30 protein-coding genes are annotated in these 25,065 nt (G+C 71.1%); 24 read left to right on the forward strand and 6 right to left on the reverse strand.

Annotation, left to right across the window (positions count from 1 at the left end):
• Nucleotides 1-29 precede the first annotated feature (29 nt).
• The 22 genes from LN042_RS37775 (at nt 30) to LN042_RS23130 (ending at nt 19,900) form a co-directional block, all read left to right on the forward strand.
• Nucleotides 30-1,409: a phosphoadenosine phosphosulfate reductase domain-containing protein gene (locus LN042_RS37775; RefSeq protein WP_230053215.1), complete on the forward strand. Its 1,380-nt coding sequence runs from the start codon at nt 30-32 to the stop codon at nt 1,407-1,409.
• Between the two features lie 132 nt (nt 1,410-1,541).
• Nucleotides 1,542-2,030: a hypothetical protein gene (locus LN042_RS23035; protein ID WP_230053216.1), complete on the forward strand. Its 489-nt coding sequence runs from the start codon at nt 1,542-1,544 to the stop codon at nt 2,028-2,030.
• Nucleotides 2,031-2,282: 252 nt separating this feature from the next.
• On the forward strand, nt 2,283-2,996 hold the full coding sequence (locus LN042_RS23040; RefSeq protein WP_230053217.1) for a DUF6197 family protein: 714 nt from the start codon (nt 2,283-2,285) through the stop codon (nt 2,994-2,996).
• Nucleotides 2,997-3,083: 87 nt separating this feature from the next.
• Nucleotides 3,084-3,923, forward strand: coding sequence for a GP88 family protein (locus LN042_RS23045; RefSeq protein WP_230053218.1), 840 nt, complete (start codon nt 3,084-3,086; stop codon nt 3,921-3,923).
• Between the two features lie 207 nt (nt 3,924-4,130).
• Nucleotides 4,131-4,934, forward strand: a complete 804-nt coding sequence (locus tag LN042_RS23050) for a hypothetical protein (protein WP_230053219.1) — start codon at nt 4,131-4,133, stop codon at nt 4,932-4,934.
• A 39-nt stretch (nt 4,935-4,973) separates the two neighbouring features.
• Nucleotides 4,974-5,228, forward strand: a complete 255-nt coding sequence (locus tag LN042_RS23055; RefSeq protein WP_230053220.1) for a hypothetical protein — start codon at nt 4,974-4,976, stop codon at nt 5,226-5,228.
• The gene (locus LN042_RS23060) at nt 5,225-5,929 is read left to right on the forward strand and encodes a hypothetical protein (protein ID WP_230053221.1); all 705 of its coding nucleotides are present in this window, start codon (nt 5,225-5,227) and stop codon (nt 5,927-5,929) included. The genes LN042_RS23055 and LN042_RS23060 overlap by 4 nt, the downstream gene beginning before the upstream one ends.
• A 116-nt stretch (nt 5,930-6,045) precedes the next feature.
• Nucleotides 6,046-6,429, forward strand: a complete 384-nt coding sequence (locus LN042_RS23065; protein ID WP_230053222.1) for a DUF2958 domain-containing protein — start codon at nt 6,046-6,048, stop codon at nt 6,427-6,429.
• 157 nt (nt 6,430-6,586) lie between these two features.
• A complete protein-coding gene (locus LN042_RS23070; RefSeq protein WP_230053223.1) occupies nt 6,587-7,993 on the forward strand; it encodes a hypothetical protein in 1,407 nt (468 codons plus the stop codon).
• A gap of 105 nt (nt 7,994-8,098) precedes the next feature.
• Nucleotides 8,099-8,431 (forward strand): hypothetical protein, encoded by a 333-nt coding sequence (locus LN042_RS23075; RefSeq protein WP_230053224.1) that lies wholly within the window; start codon nt 8,099-8,101, stop codon nt 8,429-8,431.
• 118 nt (nt 8,432-8,549) lie between these two features.
• A complete protein-coding gene (locus LN042_RS37360; RefSeq protein ID WP_283843889.1) occupies nt 8,550-8,678 on the forward strand; it encodes a hypothetical protein in 129 nt (42 codons plus the stop codon).
• A gap of 232 nt (nt 8,679-8,910) precedes the next feature.
• Complete coding sequence (locus tag LN042_RS23080; RefSeq protein ID WP_230053225.1) at nt 8,911-9,531, forward strand: hypothetical protein; 621 nt, start codon at nt 8,911-8,913, stop codon at nt 9,529-9,531.
• A 216-nt stretch (nt 9,532-9,747) separates the two neighbouring features.
• Complete coding sequence (locus tag LN042_RS23085) at nt 9,748-11,550, forward strand: ParB/RepB/Spo0J family partition protein (protein ID WP_230053226.1); 1,803 nt, start codon at nt 9,748-9,750, stop codon at nt 11,548-11,550.
• A 246-nt stretch (nt 11,551-11,796) separates the two neighbouring features.
• Complete coding sequence (locus LN042_RS23090) at nt 11,797-12,465, forward strand: hypothetical protein (RefSeq protein ID WP_230053227.1); 669 nt, start codon at nt 11,797-11,799, stop codon at nt 12,463-12,465.
• 169 nt (nt 12,466-12,634) lie between these two features.
• The gene (locus LN042_RS23095; RefSeq protein WP_230053228.1) at nt 12,635-13,669 is read left to right on the forward strand and encodes a single-stranded DNA-binding protein; all 1,035 of its coding nucleotides are present in this window, start codon (nt 12,635-12,637) and stop codon (nt 13,667-13,669) included.
• A 102-nt stretch (nt 13,670-13,771) separates the two neighbouring features.
• Nucleotides 13,772-14,593: a hypothetical protein gene (locus LN042_RS23100; RefSeq protein WP_230053229.1), complete on the forward strand. Its 822-nt coding sequence runs from the start codon at nt 13,772-13,774 to the stop codon at nt 14,591-14,593.
• A 193-nt stretch (nt 14,594-14,786) separates the two neighbouring features.
• Nucleotides 14,787-15,377: a DUF6248 family natural product biosynthesis protein gene (locus LN042_RS23105; protein ID WP_230053230.1), complete on the forward strand. Its 591-nt coding sequence runs from the start codon at nt 14,787-14,789 to the stop codon at nt 15,375-15,377.
• A 162-nt stretch (nt 15,378-15,539) separates the two neighbouring features.
• Nucleotides 15,540-16,109, forward strand: a complete 570-nt coding sequence (locus tag LN042_RS23110; protein ID WP_230053231.1) for a hypothetical protein — start codon at nt 15,540-15,542, stop codon at nt 16,107-16,109.
• Between the two features lie 151 nt (nt 16,110-16,260).
• Nucleotides 16,261-16,590, forward strand: coding sequence for a hypothetical protein (locus LN042_RS23115; protein ID WP_230053232.1), 330 nt, complete (start codon nt 16,261-16,263; stop codon nt 16,588-16,590).
• Between the two features lie 175 nt (nt 16,591-16,765).
• Nucleotides 16,766-17,497 (forward strand): hypothetical protein, encoded by a 732-nt coding sequence (locus LN042_RS23120; protein WP_230053233.1) that lies wholly within the window; start codon nt 16,766-16,768, stop codon nt 17,495-17,497.
• Between the two features lie 108 nt (nt 17,498-17,605).
• Entirely contained in the window at nt 17,606-19,423 is a 1,818-nt protein-coding gene (locus LN042_RS23125) for a replication-relaxation family protein (RefSeq protein WP_230053234.1), read from the forward strand.
• Nucleotides 19,424-19,594: 171 nt separating this feature from the next.
• Nucleotides 19,595-19,900, forward strand: a complete 306-nt coding sequence (locus tag LN042_RS23130; RefSeq protein ID WP_230053235.1) for a hypothetical protein — start codon at nt 19,595-19,597, stop codon at nt 19,898-19,900.
• Between the two features lie 79 nt (nt 19,901-19,979).
• On the opposite strand, the gene LN042_RS23135 is transcribed toward LN042_RS23130, so the two are convergent.
• The 6 genes from LN042_RS23135 to LN042_RS23160 all read right to left on the reverse strand — a co-directional run bounded on the left by LN042_RS23135 (nt 19,980) and on the right by LN042_RS23160 (nt 23,484).
• Complete coding sequence (locus LN042_RS23135) at nt 19,980-20,945, reverse strand: hypothetical protein (RefSeq protein ID WP_230053236.1); 966 nt, start codon at nt 20,943-20,945, stop codon at nt 19,980-19,982.
• The gene (locus tag LN042_RS23140) at nt 20,942-21,385 is read right to left on the reverse strand and encodes a hypothetical protein (protein WP_230053237.1); all 444 of its coding nucleotides are present in this window, start codon (nt 21,383-21,385) and stop codon (nt 20,942-20,944) included. Before LN042_RS23140 ends, LN042_RS23135 begins: the two co-directional genes overlap by 4 nt.
• Entirely contained in the window at nt 21,382-21,768 is a 387-nt protein-coding gene (locus LN042_RS23145) for a hypothetical protein (protein WP_230053238.1), read from the reverse strand. Before LN042_RS23145 ends, LN042_RS23140 begins: the two co-directional genes overlap by 4 nt.
• 67 nt (nt 21,769-21,835) lie before the next feature.
• Complete coding sequence (locus tag LN042_RS23150; protein ID WP_230053239.1) at nt 21,836-22,354, reverse strand: hypothetical protein; 519 nt, start codon at nt 22,352-22,354, stop codon at nt 21,836-21,838.
• Nucleotides 22,355-22,477: 123 nt separating this feature from the next.
• Complete coding sequence (locus LN042_RS23155; RefSeq protein ID WP_230053240.1) at nt 22,478-22,954, reverse strand: ATP-binding protein; 477 nt, start codon at nt 22,952-22,954, stop codon at nt 22,478-22,480.
• Nucleotides 22,951-23,484, reverse strand: a complete 534-nt coding sequence (locus LN042_RS23160; RefSeq protein WP_230053241.1) for a hypothetical protein — start codon at nt 23,482-23,484, stop codon at nt 22,951-22,953. Before LN042_RS23160 ends, LN042_RS23155 begins: the two co-directional genes overlap by 4 nt.
• 398 nt (nt 23,485-23,882) lie before the next feature.
• On the opposite strand from LN042_RS23160, the gene LN042_RS23165 reads away from it, so the two are divergent.
• Together LN042_RS23165 and LN042_RS23170 are read left to right on the forward strand one after the other, a co-directional pair.
• A complete protein-coding gene (locus LN042_RS23165) occupies nt 23,883-24,707 on the forward strand; it encodes a helix-turn-helix domain-containing protein (RefSeq protein WP_230053242.1) in 825 nt (274 codons plus the stop codon).
• A gap of 27 nt (nt 24,708-24,734) precedes the next feature.
• On the forward strand, nt 24,735-24,947 hold the full coding sequence (locus LN042_RS23170) for a DUF397 domain-containing protein (protein ID WP_230053243.1): 213 nt from the start codon (nt 24,735-24,737) through the stop codon (nt 24,945-24,947).
• The last annotated feature ends 118 nt before the right edge of the window (nt 24,948-25,065 follow it).

The following is a 25,065-nucleotide window of genomic DNA, read 5'->3' on the forward strand; positions in this document are numbered from 1 at the left end:
TCCGCCCACTTCGGCCTCCGAGGAGAACCGTGCCCACCCCCCTTCGCATCGGACGCGCGCTGCGCTTCGCCGCCCGGCAGCTCGCCAGCCGCGTCCAGGCCGCCGGCTGGCCGGCCGACATGCCCACCGTCGCCCACCACCTGCTCGCCGAGTACATCGGCGCCGACCCGAGCCACGGCCACCCTCAGCTGTGGCAGCGCCGCGCGGACAGCTGGTACGCCTTCACCGACTCCGACCAACACGACCAGGCCGAGAAGTTCACCTCGCGCCGGCTCGACCCGCTGCGCCTGATCGGCGACGTCCCCGAAGCCGTCGGCCAGCTGGCCGCCGTCCTGTGGGAGCAGCCCGACGCCGGCCCAGACGTTTGGCACCGTCGCATCCAGGCGTGGTCGGTGTTCGCCCACCCGCAGGACCAGGTGGCCGCGCTGTCGGAGGCCGCCCACCGCGTTGACCCGCCGCGGGTGCCGATCGGCTGGCTGACGATCAACCCCCGCCGGCACAACCCCTTCGCCAAGGCCGACCAGATCATGGTGTGCAGCTCGGGCGGCAAGGACAGCCTGGTCATGAAGCACCTGGTCTGCACGGCAGCCGAGGCCGCGGGCGCGCTCGACAAGGTGGTCGTGGTCCACAATGACCTCGGTGTCACCGACAGCGGCGAGCCTGTGGAGTGGCCGGGCACCGAGGACCTGGTCCACCGGCAGGCCGCCCGCTACGGGGTGCCGGTCATCATAACCCGGCGCGAGCAGGGCGGCCTATTCCAGCAGCTCACCGAAGAGCGCGCCAAGTTCCCTTCTGCGCAGGCACGTTGGTGCACCTCCGACCAGAAGGAGGGCCCCGGCAAGAAGGAGATCACGAAGTTCGTCAGCCGGCGGCGCGTGGAGCGGCCGGGCGAGCACGTCATCGTGTACTACGCCCTGGGCCTGCGGGGGGCGGAATCCAGGGGGCGGGCGGGCAAGCCCGAGTTCGTCATCGACCGCGCGGCGAGCAACTCGCGGCGCACCGTGATCCGATGGCACCCGATCATCGGCCTGACCGACCGGCAGGTCTGGGAGACGATCCGCGACCACGCGTTGGAATATCACTGGGCGTATGACCTCCGGATGGACCGCTTGAGCTGCCGGCTCTGCGTACTGGCGACGGAGGGCGACCTGGTCCGCTCCGCCCAGCTCAACCCGCAGATCGTGGTGGACTACATCGGGGCCGAGGTCAGCACCGAACACACCTTCAAGTACGGCTTGGCCATGGCGGACGTCCAGGCGAAGGCTGGGCCGGTGGCCCGCGGGCGCAGGGCCAAGCGGCGGCGGATCTGGTACCGCCGGATGCGGCCGGGCGCGGCGATCCGCCGGCACCTGGACGAGCCCGCCGAGCAGCACGGCCCCCACGGCCAGCTCCTGCTGTTCGCGGCCTGACCCCCGGGGGCAGATGCGCATTGGGCGAAGACGCACACTCCGACAAGTGGATGATTATGCTATAGTTGTTCATGTCGTCCTGGAGTGGCATCCGGACGGCTCAACCCGCACGCCCCCGAGGAGTCCTTCACCATGACCAGCACCCTGCCCGAAGTCTCCGTGACAGCCGTCTACACCGGCACCGGCGACCCCCGCATCCATCGGACAAGCTGCGACGGCTGGCGCAGGGAGGCGGCCAACGCGGACGGCGGCAGCGAGTCCCTGGCCGTCACTTGCCTGTCCGAGCTGGCCGAGCACATCTACCGCGGGATGTTCGAGGAGGCCCCCGAGATGACCGCGGCGGACTTCGCCGACCACCTCAGCCTGGCGCCGTGCGCGGTGGACCTCCCGCACGGCGCACCGGACGCAGAGCGCCGCTTCACCCGGAGCCGGCGGGAGCAGGGCTTCACCTCCCACGAGCAGCTCCAGGCCATGATGGACTACGCCGACCACGCCCGCAGGTGCGCCGAGTGCCCGCCGCCCAGGCCGTCCATCCTGACCGGCGGGGCGGACAACCACGAGGTCGAGATATGCGACCCGGGAGCGGGGCTCTACGCCACCGCCCGAACCGCCGGGAGCTGAGCAGTTGGGGCGGGCCAACGCCGCCGGCCCGTCCCACACCGGCATGGAGCCCACACCCGCGCCCGATCGACGCCGGCATGCTCGCGCAGCCTGCCGACGAGCGGATGCCGCGCGGCCCTCGGCCGGCACCACCCGCCAGGGGCCGGGCCACATCCCACTTGGCAATAGTGGCTAGTTCTGCTATTATTTTTCATATCGGAACGGGGTGGCGCCCGGACCGTCTCGACCCGCACCCACGAGAGGACACTCCCCATGACCCGCACCCCGCCCCCGGTGAGCGAGACCGCTACTGCCCGGCAGAGCTTCACCGCCGAGATCCACCGGCTGATCGGCGAGGCGGAGCCGACCGGCCGGGAGTTCGCGCTCACCGCTACCGGGCACAGTGTGATGGTCCAGCGTGCACACGAGCAGGTCACCGTTCGGGTCTACGACAGCCAGGGGGCCCGGGTCGAGGCCACCGAGGCCGCGTCAGACTTCGTTGCGGACGACACCGCCGGAGCGCTCTGGGAGCAGGCCGTGACCCTGGGACTGCTGACCGAGCAGGTGTCCGGCCCGACCCGGCGCCCCCGCCGTCTGCGTGCGGCCACCCCGGCCGGGCTGCTCGACTTCGCCGCGGACCACCTCCGCCATGTGGGGCTGCACCACAGCCCGCCGGGCCGCTTCGATTCGCCCTGGCGGGACAACCAGTGGACCGGGCCGTGCACTGTCCCGCACGCCTTCCAGCTCGCCCTGCGGGTCCTGCGGGACACCCCGTGCGAGGACCGGGACGCCGTCCGGGACCGCGCGCTGCGCCTGCTGGCCGACCGGTGCAACGGCGCGCCGGTCCAGGTCCCGAACTGGTGGACCGGCGGCGCGTACAGCTACCTGCTCTCCACGGTCGCCAACTGGGACGCGGCCACGGGCCGGACGGCCGCCGGAGCCGTCGAGTTCCTGCGCGCGGCGGCCCGCGCGGCCGAGCTGGGCTGACCGGCCCCGGCGACCGGGGCGGCCGGACGGCCGGCCGCCCCGCCCTTTCACCCACCTGACGCGCACCTCACCGACGGAGCCCTCCCGATGGACACCCTGCCCCTGTTCGACGCGCCGCCGGCCAAGCCTCGCGCCTACCTGCTGACCTGCAACAACGCCGACCTTGCCCGGGACAACATCTTCACGTGGACCCTGCCCGCCTGGTGGGTGACCTTGAGTGACGGCACCCGGTTCAATGTCTGCCCAGAGGCTGGGGTCTGCGGCCGGATGTGCTTCGCGTACGACTCGACCAGTTCCTACAAGCGCTTTCCCGGGGCGAGAGCCGCCCACCTTCTCAATCTCGAGCTGACGCTGCACCACCTCTCCGACTGGGAGGGATGGATGGTCGCCGAGCTGCGCCGGCCACGCTATGCGGTCGATGCCCGCGCGAGAATCCACGACTCCGGGGACTTCTACTCGCTGCCGTACACCCGGGCGTGGTTCCGCATCATGAAGTCCGCACCCCACGTGCGCTTCTACGCCTACACCAAGGCGGTCACCACGCTGCGAACGGTCATCGCGGAGATGGGCGCGCCGGCGAACTTCGACCACCGGTTCAGCTTGGGCGGCACGGAGGACGACCTGATCGACATCGAGAAGGATCGCAACGCCGACGTCTTCCCCGACGCAGCCTCGCTGGCGGCGGCCGGCTACGTCGACCAGGGCGCCTCCGACCTGATCGCGGCCGGGCCGGACATCAAGGTCGGGATGCTTGCCAACCGCCTGAGCCGGACACGCAAGCGGCAGGGCAAGCAGTCGTTCAGCCAGCACCAGAAGACCCACGACGCCCGGCGGTCGGAACGCGAACGGCAGGCCGCCGTCCGCCGTGCGGCGCGGCGGACGGCAGCGGTGCCGGAAGGGCTTTCGCGCACTCCGAATAGTGGCTAGTTATGCTATAGTTGTTCATGTCGCAAGGTGATTGCCCTTCCTCGCGATCCGCTGCGGCGGCTGTCCCAGGGGCAGCCGCCGCCCCGTCCCCTTCCAGCTTCGAGGAGCCTCCGTGTCCGTCTCGCCCCACGCCTCTCTGGTCGCCGCCGTGGCCGCCGTCCTGACGCCCGCTCACCCGCGGAGCGCGGGGACGTTCGACGACGCACCGTGGTTCCCACCGCCGACGAGCGGGCCGTACAGCTCACTTACCTCGTCTGCCCGGCGCACCGCGCCGACACCGGCAACATCCGCCGCCAGAAGGAGGCCCTCCAGGACTGCGCCGATCGGCTCGCCGCCGCCGGGCACCCGGTGACCCGGGTGAGCATCCAGACGGGGTACAGGTTCCGCGAGGCCCTGATCGTGTTCCCCGCACCGGCGCCGGAGCCGGAACCGGTCGACCCGGCGGTGTGCCGGTGCGGCGGTCGGTGGTGCCCCCGGGCCCAGGAACGCGAGCTCGCGGTGACGGACCTGAACCGCAGCGTCGCCCAAGCGACGAGCGCCCTGCTGGCCGCCCTGGAGCAGAGCGCGAAGGAACCGGTGCTCCACGCGATCGGCGACCCGTGGAGCAGCGCGATCGTGCTCGACAACGCCCGCTCAGCCCTGCTGGAGCCGCCGCCCGTCGACACCGCCGCCGTGCTGGCCGACCCGGAGTGCGAGGACTGCACGGCCCAGGACTGCATCCGCAGCGGCACCCGGGCGCGGATCGCGCTCGACCAGGCCGCGCTGTTCACCTCCGTGCACACCGTCAGCTACCGGGCCGTCCGGATCACGCTGGACCGGGCGCACCTGCAGCTGACCCCGGGGGACCGCTGGCGCCAAACCGCAGTGGAGGCCGCCGAGCGCATCGGAGCGACCCTGGCGACCGCCCGCGCCGCGCTGCACCTGCCGACCGTTCCCGACCGTCGGCGCTGGCGCGGGGAGCGCGTCAGCCTGCTCAACCTGCGCTATCACCGCCCCCCGCGCCCCCGCTGAGCCGCCCCGGCTCCGCGCCCACCGGGAGAGGGAATGCCCATGCCTGACCGCCTTCCCGCCTGCACTCACCACGGCCCGATGCGCCTGCGGCCGTCCGGTGGCACCCGGGAGCAGCAGTACTGCGGCGTCTGGTACGACTGCCGCGCCAACCACTGCCGCCGCAGCGTCCTCATCGCCTCCCCCGCGCTGCTGGCCGACCTGGCCCAGCAGGCCGCCGCCGCGCGGCCGGCGCACCACCCGCCGCGCGAACAATCCAGCTCGTTCACCTCAGCCTTCGGAGGAACCCGATCATGACCAGCCTTGCCGACGCGATCGCCAGCTCGCAGGCCATCGCCGATCAGCTTGCCGACCACGGGATCCCCGCCGACGTGGCGGGCGATCCCCTACACCTCGGCATCACCGAGGTCCCACTGACCATCGGCAACTCGCCGCACAGCCTGTTCCTGCTGCTTGTCGACGGCAAGCTGGAGTGGGAGTTGGTCAGCGATGCCGACGACGAGACCAACGGCGTCACTGTCGAAGAGGGCAGCATGCTGTGCGCCGGCACGGGGCTGGCCATCGCCTTCGTCCGGCGATGGATCTTCGCCGCCGGAGCCAGGCCCGGCCACCCCGACTCCGAGGGCGGGCCCCTGTTCTCCGGCCACGTCCCGCAGCAGCCTGACGCCGGCTCGGAGTTCACCTGTGCCGTCTCCCCCGGGTCGGGTGAGGCCGGGGCGTCGGCGGCCGAGTGGGACGTCCGGTGCGCCCGGGCGCACTTCTGGGGCGTGTTCTGCGAGACGAGGCAGTACCGCAGCCCGGTCGGCGCCTACGCCGTGTCCGTGACCTTGCGCCCGATGGACGGGCCTGACGGTGGGCCGGCCTGGAGCGCCGAGGGCGCTGTGGTCCGGTACTGCGACGGATCCTCGGCGACGGTCGACGTCGACCCCGATTCGGTGACCGCGCTGTTCCGGCTCAAGCAGTACGGGGCCGGGGAGGTGATCACCGTCTCGCTGTAGCCGCAGGTCAGAAGTCCCGCACGCTTGGAAATAGTGGCTAGGACTGCTACTATTGTTCATGTCGGAACGGGTGGCACCCGGCTCCGGCTCAACCCGACTCATCCGGAGGTACCGCAATGTCCGAGCAGCACGCCGAGATCACCCGCCCGCCGGAGATCCGCCGCGAGGAGCGCGGCCACGACTTCTACCCGGCCGCCGAGATCCTCGCCGCCATCCCGGCCCTGTATGCGACCGAGCACATCCCGGTCGGCGAGAAGACCGTCCACCTGCACTACTTCTGCGCATGGGGCGACTGGTACGTCACCGAGTTCAACCCGCTCGACGGCGAGGCGTTCGGATGGGCCATGGTCGGCCACCATGACCCGGCCATGGGGGAGTGGGGCTACATCGACCTGCCCGCGCTGGAGTCCCACCGCAGCGAACGCGGCCTGCCGCACCTGGTGGAGCGGGACCTCGACTTCGACCCGGCGCCCGCCGGCGAGTGCCTGCCCCGACGCTAACGACGCGCCACCCGATGCCGGAGCCCGCCGCGGTGGGCTCCGGCCCGGCACCGCCGACCCAGACCCACCGCCGCCGTGCCGGCGGCGACGCTCCGACCGCCCACCCCAGATCCACCCCGACCGCGCTGAGCGGTCGGCTTCCGAGGAGAACTCTGCCGTGAGCTGCGGACAACTGGCCCTGCTGGGCGCCCCCGCACCGTCCCTCCCTGCCCTCCGGGCCGAGCCCTGCGATTGCTCAACTACTGTTCTTTGCTGGGGACTTGGCGCAGACTCGACCGCGATCCTGGCCCGCATCCTGGCCAATCCGCCGCGCTACGGGCTGCGCGGCGACCTGTCCGACCTGATCGTGGTGACCGCGGTCGTCGGCGAGGAGTGGCCGGACACCTACGACCTGGCCGAGGAGCACATCCTGCCGCTGCTGCGGCGGTACGGCGTGCGCTACGTCCAGGTGGGCCGAGCCGGGCCGTCGATGGCCAAACACGGCATCGTGGTGCTGGGCGACAGCCGTTCGCCCGAGCGGATCGTGCGCCGGGCCCCATGGAACCTCGGGGACGACCTCGCGGTCTCCGGGACGCTGCCGATGTACGCGGCCGGCAAGCGCCTGTGCAGCATCCGCTTCAAGGGCGAGGTACTTGACCGGTGGTTCGAGGAGAACGTCCAGGGCAGCCGATTCTGCCACTGGATCGGCTTCGATGCCCTTGAAGTCGGCCGGGCGCTAAGGGACTTGACCTACGCTAACCCGAGGCGCCACGCCCGATACCCGCTGATCGAGTGGGGTTGGGATAGGCCCGCCCTGCTGGGCTACCTGGAGAAGCGGTTCGGGGTGGTGTGGCCCAAGTCCTACTGCACGATGTGCCCGTTCCCCGTCTCGGCCGGGTCGATCGACGACCACCTGGCCCGGGCCCGGCGCTTCCCGGAGGCGATCGTCAAAGCCGCCGTACTGGAGTACGTGGCCGAGGCGCTGAACCCGCGGTGCACCCTGTACGCCGACTCCTCGCTGCGCCGCGAGCTCAACCGCTCGAAGAACGTCGCCGCCCTGGAAGCTCTCGACGCCGAACTGCGCCAGCTTCCGTGGACCGTCTACGAGGTCCGCCGGATCATCACGCCCGGCCGGACCAAGCGGTGCAAGGCGGCCCACGGCGACCAGTGCGCCCAGCCCGGCCCAGACTGCGTCCGCAAGGGAACCGCCTGGCGCTCCGTGCGCAGCCTCCCGGCGATGACTCGGGAGGAGGCCATGGGAGTTCTCGCGCAGAGCGCAGAGCTGAGCGGTGAGTGCGTGGAGACCGGGTTCAACGGGATCAGCAGGGTCGTGACGCGGCGGCGGGGGCTGGTCTACCCGATGGTGGAGGAGCTGTACGTCGCAGCCCCAGCCATCGTGCCGGACAAGGCCCGGCCCGGTTTCCAGCGCCTGTGGGAGACGACCACCGGAGCGGGCATGCGCGACCTGGCGCTCGAACTGGCGGCGGTACCGGGCCGTGCCGAGGAGACCGGCGCGGCGCCCGCGCCGGCGGTCGGCCGGGAGACGCAAGGCGAGCTCGCGCTCTGGACTGCGCCATCCGCGTGAACGGGTGCCGACACGACTTGACCTAGTGATTGATTCTGCTATGATTGTTCATGTCGGAGCGGGGTGGCACCCGCCCCCGTCTCAACCCGCACCCCGAGGAGAGTCATGACCCCGCAACCCGAGGCGTACTACGGACTGGTCGTCCTGGGAAACTTTGCCATCACCGGAGGCCCTTCCCATATCAAGCGACGCCCCGACTGGATGCGGTTCGTCATCACGCACCTGCCGACGCAGTACATCGTGCAGAACCAGTCGCGGACCCCGGCCCCGCTCGCCGAGGTGCTGACGGAAGCCCTGAAGACCATGGCAGCGAGGGACCCGCGCACCGACCGGAGCCGGTACCCCGCCGACACCCTTGAGCGCTACCCCAAGATGATCGCCCAGGCGGTGGCCGTCTACGAGGACGCCGTCGCCGCGATCGACAGCCTGACTCCCTGAGTTCGGCCACGCCGAAGGTGCAGGCTCGCCCTCGATAGTGACTGGCTCTGCACTTGTTGTTCATGTCGTCCGGATCGGCGGTCCGGACCGGCTCAACCCGTACCCGAAGGAGCGACCCATGCCCGAGCAGGACGACTTCAACGACCGCGCCATCCCCACGGTGCCCGGCCCCCGCCGGAGCACCGAGAACACCGACGCCAAGGGCCGCGCGCCCCGCCAGACCCGCGGCAGCGAGAACAAGGACTGACCCCGGAGGCGGGCGGTCCCCGGACCGCCCGCCTACCCCACCGCAGACCGTGCACCGACGACAGCCGGACCGAACTCCCGCGCGCTGCGCTTCGCCGCCCGGCAGATCGCCGGCCGCGTCCAGGCCGCCGGTTGGCCGGCCGACAAGCCCACCCTCGCCCCACCACCTGCTTACCGGGGCCGGCCCGGTAGTGGGCCGACCCCGTCCCGACTGCAGAAAGCAGGAAGAACTCATGCTCGACACCACCACGATCACCGACATCGCGCGCAGCGCCGTGGACCTGCGGCACCGGCCCGGGTACGCCGTGTTCACCAGCGGCCGGGTCGAGGCCGGCCCCGGCGAGGACGGGCGCTGGGTTCTGCGGACCGACTGCGGCCCTGCGGCCAGTGCAGTCCGGAGAGCCCTGCGCGATCGCAGCTATGCCACTGAACGCGACGAGGACGGCGCCGGCTCCACCATCACGGTGTGGCCGGTGCGTCGCGCCCCCTTCTCCCCGTTGCCGCCGCTGTCCCTGCGCGAGGAGGTGAGCGTCCACCGAGGGGTGGAGCTGGGCAGCGGGACGTGGGTGCTCGAGGGGCCGCTCGGCCGTGTAGAGCAGCAGTACGGCAGCGGCGGCCACAACGACATGGCGGTGCACGCCGTTTACCCGTTCGCCGGGGCGGGCTGGAACTCCCGGTGCGTGGTGCACCCGGCTGGCTGCTGGTGGCGGTGGGAGTGGCCGCTGCAGGTACGCGCCCGCCGGTTCATCGTGGCGGGGCCGTCGGTACTGGACCGGCCGGTGGCAACCGCGCGGCTGGCCGTGCGCCTGCGGATCCTCTATCGGATGCACGTCCACGGTACGGCTCAACGCTGACCGCGAACCGGCCGGGCCCTCGCCCGCCCCGCGCTGCTGCGATCGGCAGGGCCATGGCGGTGGGGCATTCGGCCGGCAGGGAGGCGGGCGAGTTCTCTGAGCTGCGCCGAGGGGCTTTCCCTTAGTGGTTACCTATGCTATTGTTGTTCATGTCGGACTGGGGTGGCACTCCTTCCGACTCAACCCGAACACCCCTGCTGAGAAGGGCACACCGTCATGACCGCAACCGCTACGCCCACCCCCCCGAAGGGCCTGCGCACCCGCTCCATGGAGCTGCTGCAGGTCGACCCGCGCACGCTCGTGCTGGACCCCCACAACGTGCGCGACGCGGACGTGGAAGTCGACCAGGCGATGCTGGACTCCGTGATGCTGGGCGGCGTCGACACCCCTGTGGTCATCCGGCCGCTGACCAAGGAGCAGGCCGAGGACCTGGCGGAGCCGGGCAAGCCGCTGCCGGAGTACGGCGTCCTGATGGGCCAGCGCCGCTGGCAGGCCGCGCTCGCGGCCGTCGAGCGGGCCGAGGAGGACCACGAGGAGGCGTTCGCCCTCCCGGCGATCCTGCGCCACGACCTCAAGGGCGCGACCGCCGAGGCGCTGACCAAGTCCCTGGTGGAGAACCTGCATCGCAAGGACATGTCCACCGAGAACATCGCCCGGAAGGTCACCCAGCTCGCGGCCATCCGCATGAACCCCACCCAGCGGGCCAGGACCGCGAAGGCGCTCGGCCTGACCCCCGCGCAGGTCAAGGCCGCCAAGAAGGCGACCGCGATGGACCCCGCCGCCTTCCGGCAGGCGTCGGAGAACGACTTCGACTTCGTCCAGATGGCCGACTACGACACGGTCAAGGAGGTCTCCCACGCTCTCAACGACCTCGTGCGCGCCATGGACCGCGACCTCAAGGCGGGGGGCGGGGACGGCCACTGGCAGCACACCATGGCGCAGCTGCGGCAGACCCGGGACAAGAAGGCGGCGCAGCGAAAGGAGATCGAGGCGCTGACGGCGGCCGGGGTGCCCCGGATTGAGCGGGTGTACGACTGGACGGGCAAGCCCCAGCGCCCGCTGTCCCACCTGGTCAACGGCCTGGGCAAGGCGATCAAGCCCGAGCGGCACGTGGAGGACTGCCCCGGCCGCGCCTACTGCGTCGACTACGACGGCGAGCCGGTCCACCTGTGCGCGGACTGGAAGAAGCACCACCAACTCAGCCCGGAGGCCCGCGCGAGCATGGGCAAGGCCGCCACCAGCGAGGAGGAGCGGGAGAAGCTGCGCCGCGCCAAGGCGGGCAACGCGGCGTTCAAGGCAGCCACCGAGGTCCGCCGCGCGGCCCAGAAGGCGGTGGTCAAGGCCGCGAAAGTCTCCGATGCGGAGTGGTCGCTGATCATGAGCGTCACCACCGAGATGCCGGACTGGTACGGGGCGTACGTCAAGAACCCGAACTGGGCGCTCATGGCGGACCTGTTCGACCTGCTCCCGAGCGGTACCGACCTCGCGCCGACCGGCTACCAGGAGAAGGAGGCCTTGCAGACGGACGCCGCCGCGCGGCTGAAGGAGTACGCCGGGCGGATCGGCAAGGAGCGACGGGGCAAGGTGCTCCTCGCCCAGATCTTCACGGCCTGGGAGGGGCGGCCCATGAAGGTCAACAGGGTCTGGGACGGTGTCCACGAGGCCCCGGCGAAGCTGCTGATGTTCATGCGGGACCACCTCGGCTACACCCCCGCCGATATCGAGACCGGCATGATCGACCGCTACCTCGACAGCCTCAACCCCCCGTCCAAGGACGCCGACCAGGCCCCGCAGACCCCCGAGGCGGTGGACGCCCCGGCGGAGGACGTGGCGAACGACGCCGAGGGCGACGGCGGGGAGGCCCCGGCGGAGGACGACGGCCAGGAGTCCGAGGAGCAGCGGGCCGAGGCTCCTGCTGCGGAGGGCGAGGACACGCCGGAGGACGGCCAGGCGAAGCAGGCCCCGGACCAGGAGCCGGTGGAGCAGGAGCAGCAGTTGGACCCGGTGCTCGCTGCGTAGGGCGGAGCCGGACGGGGCGGCGGCCGGGTGAAGTCCCGGCCGCCGCCCCGTGACCGATCGGGCCCGTCCGCCACGGGGCGGGCCGGCCGAGCGGTCAGCGGAACCCTTCCACTCCCCCTGCCCCATGGCTGCAATCGGCCGAGCGCGAAGCCGGAACCAGCCGAACACCACCAGAGCCGCGCTCCTGGTGCCCGCCGCACCAGCCGCCGACCCGCCCCACCGCCGCAACGTCCAGGAGGACCCCCCGTGCCCAACGCCGCCTTCACCGCCCGCATCACCGACTTCACCGGCGCCCGCCGGACCGTGACCCTTTCGGCCCCGGAATCAGACGCCGTGATCGACACGGCCCTGCTGTTCGACGGGGACACCATCACGGCCTCCGGCGACCGCCGGGGCACCCTCACCATCACCCGCACCCTCAGCCACCCGGCTGCGGCCACCGCGACGCGCACCATCGTCCTAGAGCTGGCCGACCAGCGCCGCCCGACGGACCGGCAGCACGAGGACCTGGCCCTGATCTCCGAGTGGGAGGAGCACCACCCCGAAGGCGCGGTGCTCACCCCGGAGGGTGCGGCCCGCACCCGGTTCGAACGCGTTACCCCGGGTCGGACACAGCGGCTGCTCGCCGCAGGGTGGCTCACCCCGGGCGGCCGCGCCGGCGGCCACGTCAGGGTCTCCTACGCTGGCCGGGTCGCGGCGGTCCTTCACGAGCACCGCCTGCGGACAGGAACCGTCGGCACCGAAGCCTGGGCAAGCGGGGCGGTTTGGGGCGGCTGGGTTCCGTGCCCGCCGCTGTACGTGTCGATGTGCGGCTGCGGGTGGCGCAGCCCCCATCGCAGCGAGGACCCGGGTATTGCCCGCAGCCACGGGCGCAGCCACCGGCAGGGTCGGCTCCAGGCGCTATTCACCGCGTAGGGCGTACCGGTGGCCGCTCCCGCCCGGGTAACCCGGGACACGGCCCCTTCACCCAAAAAGTGACTAGATATGCTATAGTTATTCAGGTCTCCCGGGGCGAGTTCCTCGCGGAGATCCCGTGTCCCGGCTGGCCCCGGGACGCGTCAACCCGCACCTCCCGGAGACCGATATGCCCGAGAGCACCGCCCTGCTTTCCCTTGCCCCCGTACCGCTGAGCCGGTTCAGCCCTGCACTGGCCAGCATCCGAGCCACCATCACCGGACGCCAGGGCGTGGAACAGCACCTGGCGCTGTGCGTGCCCGCGGCCCCGTACGGGACCGCCCCCTGGCTGCTCGGCACCCTCGCGCTCTACCTGACGCAGCGGCGACAGACGGGAGAGGAGGCGTCCGCAGAGGGCCTGCACGCCTTCTTCTCCACGACGGGTCCGCTTCCATCCAAGGTGTACCGACACTCCGGGCGCGGCATGCACGACCGTCGGGTGACCTGCGACCTGGACGTGACGATCGAGCCCCGGGACGAGAGCGGCTGGCCGGTCGTTTCCGTGCTGGTGTCGGAGGGCGAGACCGGACGGGCCGCCCACTGCTCGTTCAACCGCGTCAACCACTACTGGCGCATCCAGGAGGTTCTGGCGGCGGCCAGCACCGAACTGGACGGCGAGCACGGCCGCTTGATGGACATCTCCCGCCGCAGGGGCATGGCGGCCGACACACGCGAGGGCCTGCACCACGTCGCCGGAATCGCCGGCTCGATCGCCGACCGCTGCAAGGAGGCGCTCGACCACGCACGCCAGGACGTGCAGCGCCAGGGCGCGGCGAAGGCCCGCCAGGCGATGCATCGTGCAGTGACGGTCGAGGACGGCTTCCCCGAGGAATCCCCGATGGAGGTACTCACCGGGGAGCTGGCGCTGGACGTGGACCTGCGCCGGGGCGACGACGGCACACCGGTGGCGAGGCTCCAACTGGACGTCGACCGCCCCGGAGCCGGCCGGGAGGCCCCGGTGCTCCCGGAGCTGCTGGTATGCAGCGTGAAGGGTCCGGCCGCTCCGCGACTGGGCGCGGCGCTGCGCAAGGGTTCGCGGGTGGTGATCCGTGGCCGGAGGCGGTACCACCGGTATGCGGGTGGGGCGCGGTCGGCCGTGTCGCTGGACGTGGAGTCGATCGGGCTAGATCTGATGGCCGAGGCGTCATCCGCCACTTCTGAATAGTGTCTAAATCTGCTATTATTTTTCATGTCGCCCGATTGGCCTCGGGCGACATCAACCCGTACTCGGCCGCCGTCACAGCGGCCGACCACCGAAAGGACGCTCATGTCCACCCCACCCTCCGCCGGCGACCTGCACGCTCTGGCCGAGCAGGCCGCCTTCCGCCTGCCCGACCGCTACGGCCCGTGGCGCACCGCCGCCCGCCGGTTCTGCACCCCTGGCTCCGGCTCCGCCTGGGCCGCCACCGCACACATCACCGACGGGGTGCGCACCGTGGCGTTCATGGACACCGTGCACGGAGTCGCCGTACGGGCGCAGCCGGAGCGAGGCGGCTCCCCGGTGCCCGCGACCGTCGTGGAGCACCGGTGGGCCGACGCCCGCACGCTCGCCCTGGCCGTCGCCCGTGACCAGCTCGGCCCGCTGCGCCCCGCTCCCCTCAACGGCGGGATGCGCGAGCAGCAGGAGCTGCAGGCTCTCGACACCGTCACCCGGCACGTCCCGCCGGGCTCGGTCGGGCTGTCCCACTCCCGCGTCGACCGCTGGCACTTCGTCGGCTGGAGGACGAGCGGGCGTACCGTCCTGGTCCGGATCGACGGGCCGGAGCGGGTGCAGATCGAGGCCACCCGCCTGACCCTGGCCGAGCTGACGGCGGTGCTCGGTGCTGCTCTTGCGCCCGCGCAGCCGCTGGGGCTGACGGCCGCCGCCCGGTTCGCCTCGACGTGGCTGATGGACCGCCATCCCGTGCTGTGGCACGACCCGGTCAGCTCCAGCACGGGTCCGTGCAAGGTGCTGTACGGGCCGGGCCAAGGGCGGGTCACCGTGGGCGTCCAGGTGACCGACGGTCCGCCCGACGAGCAGGCCCGGGGCATTCTCACGATCGAGGTCGACCTCGACCTGGCCCTGCTGCTCCTGCCCCTGCTGCGCTGACCCTTCGCCAGCAGCCCCGGGGCGCACGGACGTGCGCCCGGCCGGCAGCGCTGTCTCCGCGCACGGGCCAGCCCCCTGGCGGTCACGGCGCACAGCAGCGACTCCCCGGCTCGCCCACCCCGGAGCGCCTGCACACCCCTGCCCGGCCGCCGGATCCAAGGACCGACCACCCAACGCCCGGAGAAACCCGATCATGACCGAGAAGCACACCGGCCACCCCGCCGCCGGCCGTCCGCAGCGCACCCTCACCCTGGAGGAGGTCGCTCTCGTCCGGAGCATGCCCCTGTTGACCCTCCAGGGCGCCCTGATCATGGGCATCGTGGACCCGGTGCCCAGCCCGTCGCCGATGAGCGAGTCCGAGGGCGCCTGGGTTCGCCAGCACGTCTGGCCCGAGCGCTACCAGGCGATCGAGGCAAAGTACCCGCACGGCTTCTACCGGTGGACCCACTGCCAGAGGGGCAGCTGCTGGAACTGCCTGAACAACCGATGCGATCTGTGCATCCACCGGCAACGGGGCGGTCCGGACGTGGACGACAACATCGACTGGGTCGAGGACACCCGCGGCCGGGCCGTCGCCAAGTTCATCGTGCGGCCGGAGGGCACGTCGTGCGTGTGGTGGTGCCGCTGCCCATGCGCCAAGACCGGACCCACTGCCACCGAGAGCGATGCCCCCGCCGAGCAGAGTCGCCCGGCGCCCCCGCCGGACGGCCCCGCCGCGCGCGGGCCGCGGCGGGGCAACCGCCTTGCTACAGCTGTCGACGAGGCACAGGGCTCTCTGTTCTGACGATGCCCGTACGGAGCCGGAGGCCGAACGGCCCTCCGCCCGGATTCCAGGCAAGAGGGGCCTCCCCGCTCGGCCCCACCCAGGCGGCTACGCAGTCCGACTCCAGTAGCGGGTACGTCCGGCCGGCCCGCGACCCGCACCCACGTCAGGGAAGAGATCATCATGACCACACCGCGCCCGATCGCCACCTTCAGCCGCGCCGACCGGGACAGCCCTGACGGCGTAGATGTCCTCACCGCGGCGGGCGTCAGCGTGGGACTCCACGTCGGCCCGGCCGGCGAGGTCTACATCGTGATCATCACAGAGGATGCCGAGACAGCTTTCCGCGACGGGCGCGGCCGACTCGCGCACCTGACGGTCGTTCTGCCCAGGGAGGCCCGGCTCGAGCGCAGCAAGTCGGGGTCGTACCGCTGGTCCTGGTGGCGTCGAAGCTGGCGCCGATCGCACCGGCCCGCCGGAGGCGGCAGGCAACGCCGCGGTGCACTGCGCGGTCGAGGCCCTGGTCGACGCCGGCCAGCACTATTCCTGGGGAACCTGCGCCTGCGCTCCAGCTTCCGGGTATCCACCGGGTCACCCGAGGCGGACGTGGTGATCATTCCGTCACCCCACTGGGACGACCTCGAGTGCGTGGTTCTCGCCAGCTCACTGCGGCGCCCCGGCCTGGCGGTCACGGGCAAGCTGGACGGAACCGGCACCTTCGAGGCGGCGGTCACGCTCTGGTCCACGAACTAACCGATCGCGGCGACGGCCGGCTAGTTCCCTCGCAGCACCCCGAACCGGCTGGCGTTGGATCTTTCCGTCGCAGGTCAAAGCCACTCCCCGTTCTAACCGGGCCCGCTGCCACACCGGCGGTGGCCCGGGCGAAGGCAGAGAGAAGGACAAGATGAGCACGAACACAGCTGGCCTCACCGAGGCCGACGTCGAGCGCATCCTGGCGCCGCGCGGCTGGACACGAGCCACTACCCACGGGCGGAGCAGCTCGAGCGAGGAGTGGGCGGATGCCGGCGACTACAGCACCGAGGGGCACGGCCCGCTCGAGGGCGGCTCCTTCGCCATGGTGCTGCTTGCCTGCCGGAGCGCCGAGCACCCGATGGACGCGCGGGCCGGCATGGCCGAAGCCCTCGCCCGGGCCGGACTGGCAGTGCGCGACTCCCCGGAGGGATACGAATTTCTCGAGGTTCGCCGCCGCGGCAACGGCCGACCGGGCCGGTAGTGCGCCCAGCCCACGGGCGTGGAACCGCCGAGGCGGCACCCACGGGCCGGCCTCCGGTCCACGATCACCACCGGTGACCGCCCTAGGCCATATGAGTTACAGCTGCTACAGTTCTTCGTGTCCGAGAGGGCAGAGAGCTTCCAACCACCACGACCTGCATGAGAAGGAGAACGCGATGATCCCCGCCGGCCGCACACCCGCCACCGTGGAACGCGCCGCGGAGATTTTCGGGAAGAGTCTCAACTACTTCCAGAACCAGCGGCTCTGGGAGAAGCTGTTCCCGGCGACCATCAAGTCGTTCCATCGCGCCGGCACACAGCGGATTACCCGGATCTGGGACGAGGAGCAACTGCTCGCCCTGGCCGCCCAGCTGGAGCTCCCCTTCGACCAGCAGGACATCCCGGTGCTCCCGGTTGCCGACCCACAGCACCCGAAGCCCGAGGAGTACCAGGACGAGGACCTCCTCGACGTCGTCGAAGCATGGGAGGCGCTGCGCGAGGCGGGCTCCGAGCTCTCGCAGCGCGCCTGGAACACCTACATCTCGCGGGCCGATGACGCTCGCGAGACCAGCGGTCCGAAGCCCGACCTGGAGATCAACGGCTCGCGGTACTGGTACCGCAAGACCGTCCTCGGCTGGGACAAGAAGCGGCTGGGCCGCGGCGAGAGCCCGAACGCCGGCCGGCCCAAGGGGTCCAAGGACACGACCGGGCCGCGGATTCGGCCGACGGCGATCGCCCGTCTGGCCGCGGCAGAGGACCTGCTACAGCGCCTGCCCGACCTGTCCCAGGCCGAGATGGTCAAGACCATCGCGTCGACGCAGAACGTCTCCGACCGCCAGGCGTTGCGGATTCTGAAGGAGGCCCGGGCCAACCTCGGCCTGGAGGAACCGAGCTCGAAGAAGAAGTAGCAGCCCTAGAGCTTGCCCTCCGGCGCCGGCCGGCCCGGCTCCGGGTCGAGTAGCCGGGCACCGCCTGGCGACGGTGAACTAACCGGTTTCGAGCTGGAGGAGGCCCTTATGGCCATCCCCGCTGACCGGTGCCCGGCCGAGAAGGCCATGTACAACTACTACTGCGGCAACAAGGGCACCACGCTCCCCAAGCCGGATCGGACCATCTGCGGCAAGGACCACTGGTTCCGCTCCACCATCGACGACTGGAACCGCAACGGCCGCCTGGCCCGCAGCCAGGTCAGGACCGTAGCCGGGCGCAAGCCGGGCTCCACCGGCGGTTGGACCTCGCGCAGCGAGCGCAACCTCGCGGCCGCCAAGCGCCGCCGGCAGACACTGGCGCTGCGCGAGCAGGACCCGTCGATGCCCCATCGCGAAGATCCCCGACACCCTCGGTATCTCCGAGCGCCGGGCCTCCTACTACCTGTCGGCCACGACCGAGCCCTCCTGTCCCACCCAGGAGTGGGCGCAGCGGATGAAGCTCGCGGCCCAGGAGTAAAGGCGACCCCGGAGAGCACCGGTCCCCAGCTCGCGGAGAAGCTCGGCATCTCCGAGACCACCGCCAGGGTCTACCTGGCGACCCAGCGTCGCACCACCGAGCTGCTCAGCACCAACCGGCGATCACGGACAAGGAGATCGCCGAGGAACTCGGTGTCCTGCAGGAGACCGTGGCGCGTACCGCGCCGACCTCGCGAAGTAGTGCGACAAGTCGAGGACCTGAGCGGGCATCAAGGAAGGAGAGAGGCCGAAATGGCTACAAAGCCGCAGGTCAGCAAGGCTTCCAGGAAAACCTTGACGTCGCTTGACGGCCACCTTGATGCACCGTCGCATGCTGGCGGCCGAACCTTGATGCCGGGCGTTACGGACTCGTTGTCCGCAGCAGGCGGGCGCGTCAAGGAATCCGTCAAGGTGTGCGGGGTTCAGTGGGGCGACCTTGAACTGCGTTCCTGGAAGGCTCCTGTGACAACGGACACCCCCGCGCCGGCCGGCCGGTTCCACTACCTCGCCCTGTCCTCGCTCTACCTGCACCGCTCGGCCACCACTGACCAGCTCAAGCAGCTGGCGGCTCCCGACACCGACATCAGCAAGGTCCGCGGGTGGCTGCGCGACCTTCGCGAGCACGGCTTGATTGACTTCACCGACATCTCCGAGCCCCGCAACGCCCATCTCTTCTTCCTCACCGAGCTGGGGCGCGCGACCGCGGCGAGGATGCCCGAGGTGGCCGACCGGCCCAGCCCGCTGCAGAACTTCGGTGCCGCTGGCACGCGGATCCTGCTGCCGCACACCCAGGCCGTGCTCCGCACCCACCTCGCGTTCCTGCAGGACGCCCGCGAGCGCGGCGACGGGTACGGCCCGCTGGACTGGACGCCCGAGATGTCGCACCGCTGGTCCGACAAGAAGGCGGACGAGGTCCGGGCGGATGCGTTGCTGCGGTACACCGCGCAGCGCGACCGCGGCAGGGCCCACTACCGGGCTTTCCTGGAGATCGATCGCGCGACCTACAACAGCGAGCGGCTCGCCGCCAAGCTGGTCTCCTACGCGCGGTTCTTCGAGCTCACCCCTGCCTCGGCCGGCCGGCGCGGCACCATCGAGGCCACGCAGTCGGCACTGCCGGTTTGGCAGGACTTCTACCCGAAGTTCCCTCGGCTGCTGTTCGTCCTTGAGCACGAATCCCGCACCACCATGCTCAACCGCATCGAGGACCTGCAGATTGCGGCGGCCGAGAACCGACGAGTTGCCGCCATGCTCAAGGAGGTCAAGGCCGGCGCCGCACTGCTCCAAGACATCGTCGCCACCAAGGCCAATCCCGCCGCCCGCCCTTCGGCGCCGGTGTGGACCTCCCTCAGCGACCCCGACCGGTCAGCCTGCAGCTGGATGGATCTCTAGTCACGCCCCCGGTTACCCCGCACACCACCCATGAGGAGCACCCGTGCCTACCGCACTTCAGATCGACCCGAACGGCACCATTGAGACGATCACCCTGCCGACGACCACCATCACGCGATCACCGCCCGGCTGTCGGGCAGCCCCGCACCCGGTTGCTACCACCGCCGCGCGGTGATGTGGGCTCACGACAACGGTATCCAGCAGGGCCTGCCGCCGAACTTCCTCGCCACCGCAGTGGCCTGCGCCTGGCGCGGCATGGACATCACCTACGACTCCACCTACTTCCTGCCGGGCCGGGTCATCGTCACCGGACAGGACAGCTACGGCGAGCTGGTCACTCTGGAGGATCTGCTCGCCGTTCAGGCCCACGCGGTCGCGGACGCCGTCAGGGACGCCCTCATGGCGGGCAACGCCTCCTGGAGCGAGGTCCTCCAGTTGGCTTCGACAGCGCTCGCCCGAGACGAGAGCGCGAGCTGAGCCAACGGCGCCCAACGTCGTCGGGGCCGCAGGAACCGGGAAGTACCGGTTCCTGCGGCCCCGAGCCGTTGTGTGCGCGTCAGGACGTGGAGCCCGTGATCACGATAGGACTCTGCGCCCACCCCTCCAGGTGCACGAGTCCGTCTTCGGGCTTCGCGGCGGGCTTGAGTCCGGCGGTCCACCAAGCCAGCTTCGGGCGGTGGGCCCACCCCCAGTGGAGGATCAGCTTCTTCGCCGTCTCCACGAGACGTTCGGCGGCGATGCGGCTGCTGGTGGCCCACAGCGCGTCCGGGCGGACGTAGACGGCGTGCTCTCCGCTGACCAGCGCGAGCGTCGGTCCCCAGTACAACTCGCGGCCGGTCACCATGGCGACGGTGACCAGGTCGGGGCGGTGGGTCGCCATGTACGCCCACAGGTCCCCCCACTGGTTCCCCGTCAGAATGGGCACGGTGCTGAAGTACCGGGCGGCGGGGTCGGCCGCGGGCAATGGCGGGCGGCTGGCCGGGGTGGAGCCGCCATCGGGGTAGAACGGGCCGGCCACCGGTTCGGGCCAGCCGTCCTCGCCGAGGTCGATCAGTCTCGCCCGCAAGCTGCCTTCGCGGCGGTTCCGGACGACCACCCACGGGTGGCGGCCGCCGAGGGCGTAGGGCACGACGAGAGCACCGCGGCCGGCCAACTGGGCCAGCCACGACTGCGGAAGCCCCCGGACGGCGACGCTGGAAACGATCAGGTCGTACGGGGCGGCGTCCGGACGGCCATCGGCGAGGTCGCCTACCTGTACATCCGCCAGGCCAAGGTTCCGGCCGCGCGGTCCCAGCGGTGCCCGGACGCTCTCAACACCGGCCAGGTCCTTCTGGACCGACAGCAGCGCCGCGTCGCCGATCAGGGCGCAGAGCTGGCGGGTGAGTTCGCTGTTGGCGCCGATCTGAAGGACGCGGCAGCCGGAGCAGATCTGCCGGGTGACGGACTCGGGCAGGGTGCCGTCGGCACGGGCGGGCGCCGGCGCGGAGGCTTGGGGCCCCACGGCGGGAAGGGGTTGGCTCACGGTTCCTCGGTTCTGGTCGGGTCTTCCATGCAGGAAGGAGGTCGGGACGGGTGTCGGCTGCCGGTTCGGCGCGGGTGGGCGCGCCGGTGCAGGTCGAGTTCCTCCTCGCAGGCCGCCACCGTGGTCGGGTCGTGGCGAGCCCGGGCGCGCTGGCGGCGGACCGCGAGGGTTCGGCAGGTCTGGCAGTGCGAAGAGGCCAGGCGCGTCCAGGCGATCTCGCCGGTGCCTGGCCGGGACGGTTCGGCGCCGCGGCTGAGCGACGTGGCCGGTTGGTGAAAGAGGCGTCCGGTCTCCTCCCGGGTACGCCGGCGGATGTTCCAGGTGCCCATCCAGTGGGAGACCGCCCGCCTGCCGGTGCCCAGGTCGGCCGCGATGGCAGCCAGGGAGGTGCCGGCCTGGTAGGCGGTGTCGATCCGGTCCGTATAGGAGGAGCCGGTCACCGCTGCTGGCCGCCCAGCTCGCGGTCGCCGGTGCGCGCGGACCACCGTTGCGCGGCGGTCGTCCCGGGTCGGCGTAGCTGGCCGCGCCGCTCCCCGTCCGATCGCCGGCCGGTGCGCAACAGGGAGTGTGGGGTGGTGAGGGCCACGGTCACGGTGACCGTGGCCTGCGCGGTCCTCCGGACCCGTCGAAGCTGCTGGCCGAGGTTGAGCGTGAAGCAGGCGCTATGGAAGGCCTGGGTGTCCAGGCTTCCGACCCAGTTGTGCCGCAGCAGGTGGCGCAGGGCTTGGCCGGCGCTGCCGTGATAGCTGACCGAACGGTGCAGGGTGAACCGTCCGTCGATCCGCTCAATGCGGGTACGGGTGGCCGTGAAGGGGTCGAGCATGGGGTCCTCGATCAGGCGGCGAAGGTGACGGTGGTGCCGACGGGAAGGTGTTGCGGCCGTGGTGGGTTCAGCCGGCGCCCGGGAGGGGCGGGGGCCATTGCTGCGGCAGGCGGGCCGGGTGGGCGCGGCCGGAGCCGGTGGTTTGGTCGAACAGGATGTTGTGCAGCCAGCGGGCGGAGGAGAGCGTGCCGTTGGCGGCAAGCAGGTGCGCCCACCGCACGGAGGCGGCGCTGAGGCCATCTCCGGTGCTCGGCGTTGGGGAGGGCATCTCTATCGAGGTCCCGGTGGGCAGCAGGCGGGCTTGCGGGTGCGGCTCGCCCCACCAGGTCTCGGCGTTGGGTGTGGTGAGCCAGTAGGTCTGCTCGGTCCTGGTGTCGTAGAGCACCGGGCCGACACGATGAGGCGCGTGCCCGCGCAGAAGGGCGTCGAGCAGGGGCAGGCCGGTGCCAGCGGCGAGCTGGACGGCGTTCCAGCCGATCCCGGTCGGGACGGGCACGAGCAGATTGGGATCGCCGGCCCAGCTGAGGGCCGTCCGGGCGCCCTGGCCGGGGCCGAGGGTATCGGCCAGCCATCGTGCTGGCGCCATGGCGGCCGCGCGTTCCGTGTTCGGGAATCGCTGGTTGGCCTTCAACGTCCTGCTCGCCTGCTTCGGGTCGGGGTCGGTTACGAGTGCCAGGTGGACCACGCGGTCGCGAGTGGCCCGGCTTGGTCAGATGGCCGCGGCCGGGCTGGTGCTGACGAGGGGGCAGTACACCCAGACGCACTTGCCATTGGGGACTGGCGTTGAGCCCCACCGGTCGCCGCTGATACGGTGCACGATGCCGAGCCCGAGGCCGCCGTCCTCCTGGCCCGGGGCGGCCGGGTTCACCTTCGGCTCGCGGTTGCTGGCGTCGAAGACGACGAGCAGGACTTCGTCGGCCTCAGGGTCCACCTGGACGTGCAGCGTCATCGCGCTCAACGCGCCGACGTGGCGCACCACGTTGCCGATGACCTCGCTGGCGACCAGCTCGACCCAGTCGAGGGCGTCAGCATCCACCGCGCGGCCCTGCGTCTCCAAGGCGTCGCGGCAGTGGGTGACGACGTCGGTGCGCAGCCGGGCCACGTCCCGCCCGGTCAGGTTCTCGCGGCGGTGGATCCAGGTGTGCGGGTGGCTCGGACGAGCGGCGAGCTGGACGGTGGGGGTCATGACGCCTCCGCGGTGCTGGGCTGCCGCCGGACGAAGGCGGCGAAGTTGGCCGGCGCGGTTGGCCGGGCGTTGGGACGGTTCTGCGGGCGGGGCCGGTCGTTCCGCTTGTCGATCGCCTGGAACGCGGTGCTCAACGCAGCGGCGAGCCGTCCAGTGAAGGTGAGGGTGCCTGTGCCGTCCGGTTCGACCCACCATTTCGGGCCTTTGCGGTGGAGGAAGCCGGGTTGCGGGCACAACAGGGGTTCGCTGCCGTCACCGAGGTGAGTGGTCAGGAGTTCGCCCCAGTTGAAGGGTCCGGTGGCCGTCGCGGCGATGCCGGTCAGGAGTACGCCCCACGGGTGGTGCAACGGCGGCACCAGGAAGGTCACGGACCTGCCGTCAGCCAAGACTGGCCCCGGCTTCGTGCCGTCAGCCAGTAGTAGCTGCAGTGCACTCTCGCCGAGCTCCGCCGGTACGCGGATCGCTTCCCAGTACCGGCGAGCGCCGGGGTGGATCGGAGCCAGGCCGTGAGGTATCCGCCAGGCCGCCACGCAGGAGGCGAGGTTCTCCTGCTCACTGAGGAGCCACTGTGCGCCGGGGTTCGGCTGGAAGATCGGGGCCGGCCCGGGCGAAAGCGGGGCGGGCGCCTGCGGCAGCTGTGTTGTGGGGTGCACGGGCTCTCCAGCCGTCGCGGACTCGGTCAGGCATGACAGCAGCACAGATCGCCCTTGGCGATCATGTGATCACTCAAAGCAAGCACAACCAACTGTCCTCGCGAAATCGCGACTCGTCAACTGTGCCAGTCGCGATTTCGCGACCTTATGCTGAATCAAACGTCGCATCTGCGGCCGATCGTGACGGGCCGTCATAGCTGCAATCGACCATGCCTATCCGGCCCCGCACCGGGACACGGCAGACTGTGACGCACACCTGCAGGAGGGACAGCACCGTGGCCACGAGCGATGCGACATATCGCCGCGCACGTTTCGGCGGAGGCCTGCGCCAGCTTCGCGAGCAGCGCAAGCTGACCCAGCGAGCCGTCGCCGCCGCGGCCGGCGTAGGCCCGGACAAGATCAACCGCGTCGAGTCGGGGCGGGTAGCCCTCGATGTGGAGCTGCTGCGCACACTGCTCGACATCTACGAGGTCCGGGACCACGCGCTGCGTGTAGCGCTGGAAGCGATGGTCGAGAACCTCGCGCTGCCCGGCTGGTGGCAGACCTATGCGCTCGCTCCTGCCCTGCGCGACTTCCTCGGACTGGAGCAGGACGCATCGGCGGTGTGGGCCTGGGAACCGCTGCTGGTGCACGGCCGCCTGCAGACCGAGCGCTACGCCGAACATCTGATGCTCTCGGGCGACGATGTGGTGCAAGGCGGCAAGGAGCGCGTGGCCTCGATGGTCACCGTCCGCATGAAGCGCCAGCGCGCGGTCACCAACAAGCTCACCGTCATCCTCGGCGCCGCCGCGCTGCAAACCGTCGTAGGCGGCCCCGATGTGATGCGGGAGCAGATCGCGCACCTGCTCACCCGTCAGGACGTTGAGCTGCGGATTCTCCCGCTGGGACGCCCCCACGTAGGGCTGGATGGCGCCTTCACACTCCTCGACTTCCCGGACGGCGGCCGACTCGCCGCTGTCGAGAACCTGGTCACCACCGCCTACATCGACGATCAGGACTCTCTTGACGTGTACGGCCGCGCTGCTGACCAGCTCACCAAGCTCGCGCTCGACCCGAGCGCGTCGCGGACCTTCCTCGAAGATCACGTCCGCGCCCTGTAAGACCAGCTCAACCCCGGAAGGACCGACATGCCGCACCGCCCCCCTCGTCAGGCACCGGACGAGTGGACCACCAGCTCCTACAGCGGTCAGAACGGCAGCTGCGTTCGCTGGCGCCGCGCCCGCACCGAGGCGGATCACGTCGAGGTAGGCGACTCGAAGGACCCTGACGGTCCGACGCTCATCGTCAGCCGGCTCGGTTGGGCGGCGTTCGCGGACTTCGCCCGGCAGCTCGAGGTGTAGCAGCACTCCGGGACAGCCAAGGGGGCGGGAACTGCGGTTTCGTACCGCGGGTTCCCGCCCCCTTCGGCTGTCCGGCCACAGACGCTGCGGACAGCAGCACGCCTTCGGCCCCGTGTCG

It is taken from the genome of Kitasatospora humi (assembly GCF_020907985.1).
Classification (GTDB): Bacteria; Actinomycetota; Actinomycetes; order Streptomycetales; family Streptomycetaceae; genus Kitasatospora; species Kitasatospora humi.

Excerpts from the sequence above, each read along its gene's own strand:
- LN042_RS37360 (WP_283843889.1), top strand. The coding sequence starts at position 8,550 with ATGCCCGAGCAGGACGACTTCAACGACCGCGCCATCCCCACGGTGCCC.
- LN042_RS23125 (WP_230053234.1), top strand. The coding sequence starts at position 17,606 with ATGGCCATCCCCGCTGACCGGTGCCCGGCCGAGAAGGCCATGTACAAC.
- LN042_RS23145 (WP_230053238.1), bottom strand. The coding sequence starts at position 21,768 with ATGCTCGACCCCTTCACGGCCACCCGTACCCGCATTGAGCGGATCGAC.
- LN042_RS23155 (WP_230053240.1), bottom strand. The coding sequence starts at position 22,954 with ATGACCCCCACCGTCCAGCTCGCCGCTCGTCCGAGCCACCCGCACACC.
- LN042_RS23080 (WP_230053225.1), top strand. The coding sequence starts at position 8,911 with ATGCTCGACACCACCACGATCACCGACATCGCGCGCAGCGCCGTGGAC.
- LN042_RS23060 (WP_230053221.1), top strand. The coding sequence starts at position 5,225 with ATGACCAGCCTTGCCGACGCGATCGCCAGCTCGCAGGCCATCGCCGAT.
- LN042_RS23100 (WP_230053229.1), top strand. The coding sequence starts at position 13,772 with ATGTCCACCCCACCCTCCGCCGGCGACCTGCACGCTCTGGCCGAGCAG.
- LN042_RS23065 (WP_230053222.1), top strand. The coding sequence starts at position 6,046 with ATGTCCGAGCAGCACGCCGAGATCACCCGCCCGCCGGAGATCCGCCGC.
- LN042_RS23120 (WP_230053233.1), top strand. The coding sequence starts at position 16,766 with ATGATCCCCGCCGGCCGCACACCCGCCACCGTGGAACGCGCCGCGGAG.
- LN042_RS23045 (WP_230053218.1), top strand. The coding sequence starts at position 3,084 with ATGGACACCCTGCCCCTGTTCGACGCGCCGCCGGCCAAGCCTCGCGCC.
- LN042_RS23150 (WP_230053239.1), bottom strand. The coding sequence starts at position 22,354 with ATGGCGCCAGCACGATGGCTGGCCGATACCCTCGGCCCCGGCCAGGGC.
- LN042_RS23115 (WP_230053232.1), top strand. The coding sequence starts at position 16,261 with ATGAGCACGAACACAGCTGGCCTCACCGAGGCCGACGTCGAGCGCATC.
- LN042_RS23095 (WP_230053228.1), top strand. The coding sequence starts at position 12,635 with ATGCCCGAGAGCACCGCCCTGCTTTCCCTTGCCCCCGTACCGCTGAGC.
- LN042_RS23075 (WP_230053224.1), top strand. The coding sequence starts at position 8,099 with ATGACCCCGCAACCCGAGGCGTACTACGGACTGGTCGTCCTGGGAAAC.
- LN042_RS23110 (WP_230053231.1), top strand. The coding sequence starts at position 15,540 with ATGACCACACCGCGCCCGATCGCCACCTTCAGCCGCGCCGACCGGGAC.
- LN042_RS23035 (WP_230053216.1), top strand. The coding sequence starts at position 1,542 with ATGACCAGCACCCTGCCCGAAGTCTCCGTGACAGCCGTCTACACCGGC.
- LN042_RS23170 (WP_230053243.1), top strand. The coding sequence starts at position 24,735 with ATGCCGCACCGCCCCCCTCGTCAGGCACCGGACGAGTGGACCACCAGC.
- LN042_RS23040 (WP_230053217.1), top strand. The coding sequence starts at position 2,283 with ATGACCCGCACCCCGCCCCCGGTGAGCGAGACCGCTACTGCCCGGCAG.
- LN042_RS23105 (WP_230053230.1), top strand. The coding sequence starts at position 14,787 with ATGACCGAGAAGCACACCGGCCACCCCGCCGCCGGCCGTCCGCAGCGC.
- LN042_RS23055 (WP_230053220.1), top strand. The coding sequence starts at position 4,974 with ATGCCTGACCGCCTTCCCGCCTGCACTCACCACGGCCCGATGCGCCTG.
- LN042_RS23085 (WP_230053226.1), top strand. The coding sequence starts at position 9,748 with ATGACCGCAACCGCTACGCCCACCCCCCCGAAGGGCCTGCGCACCCGC.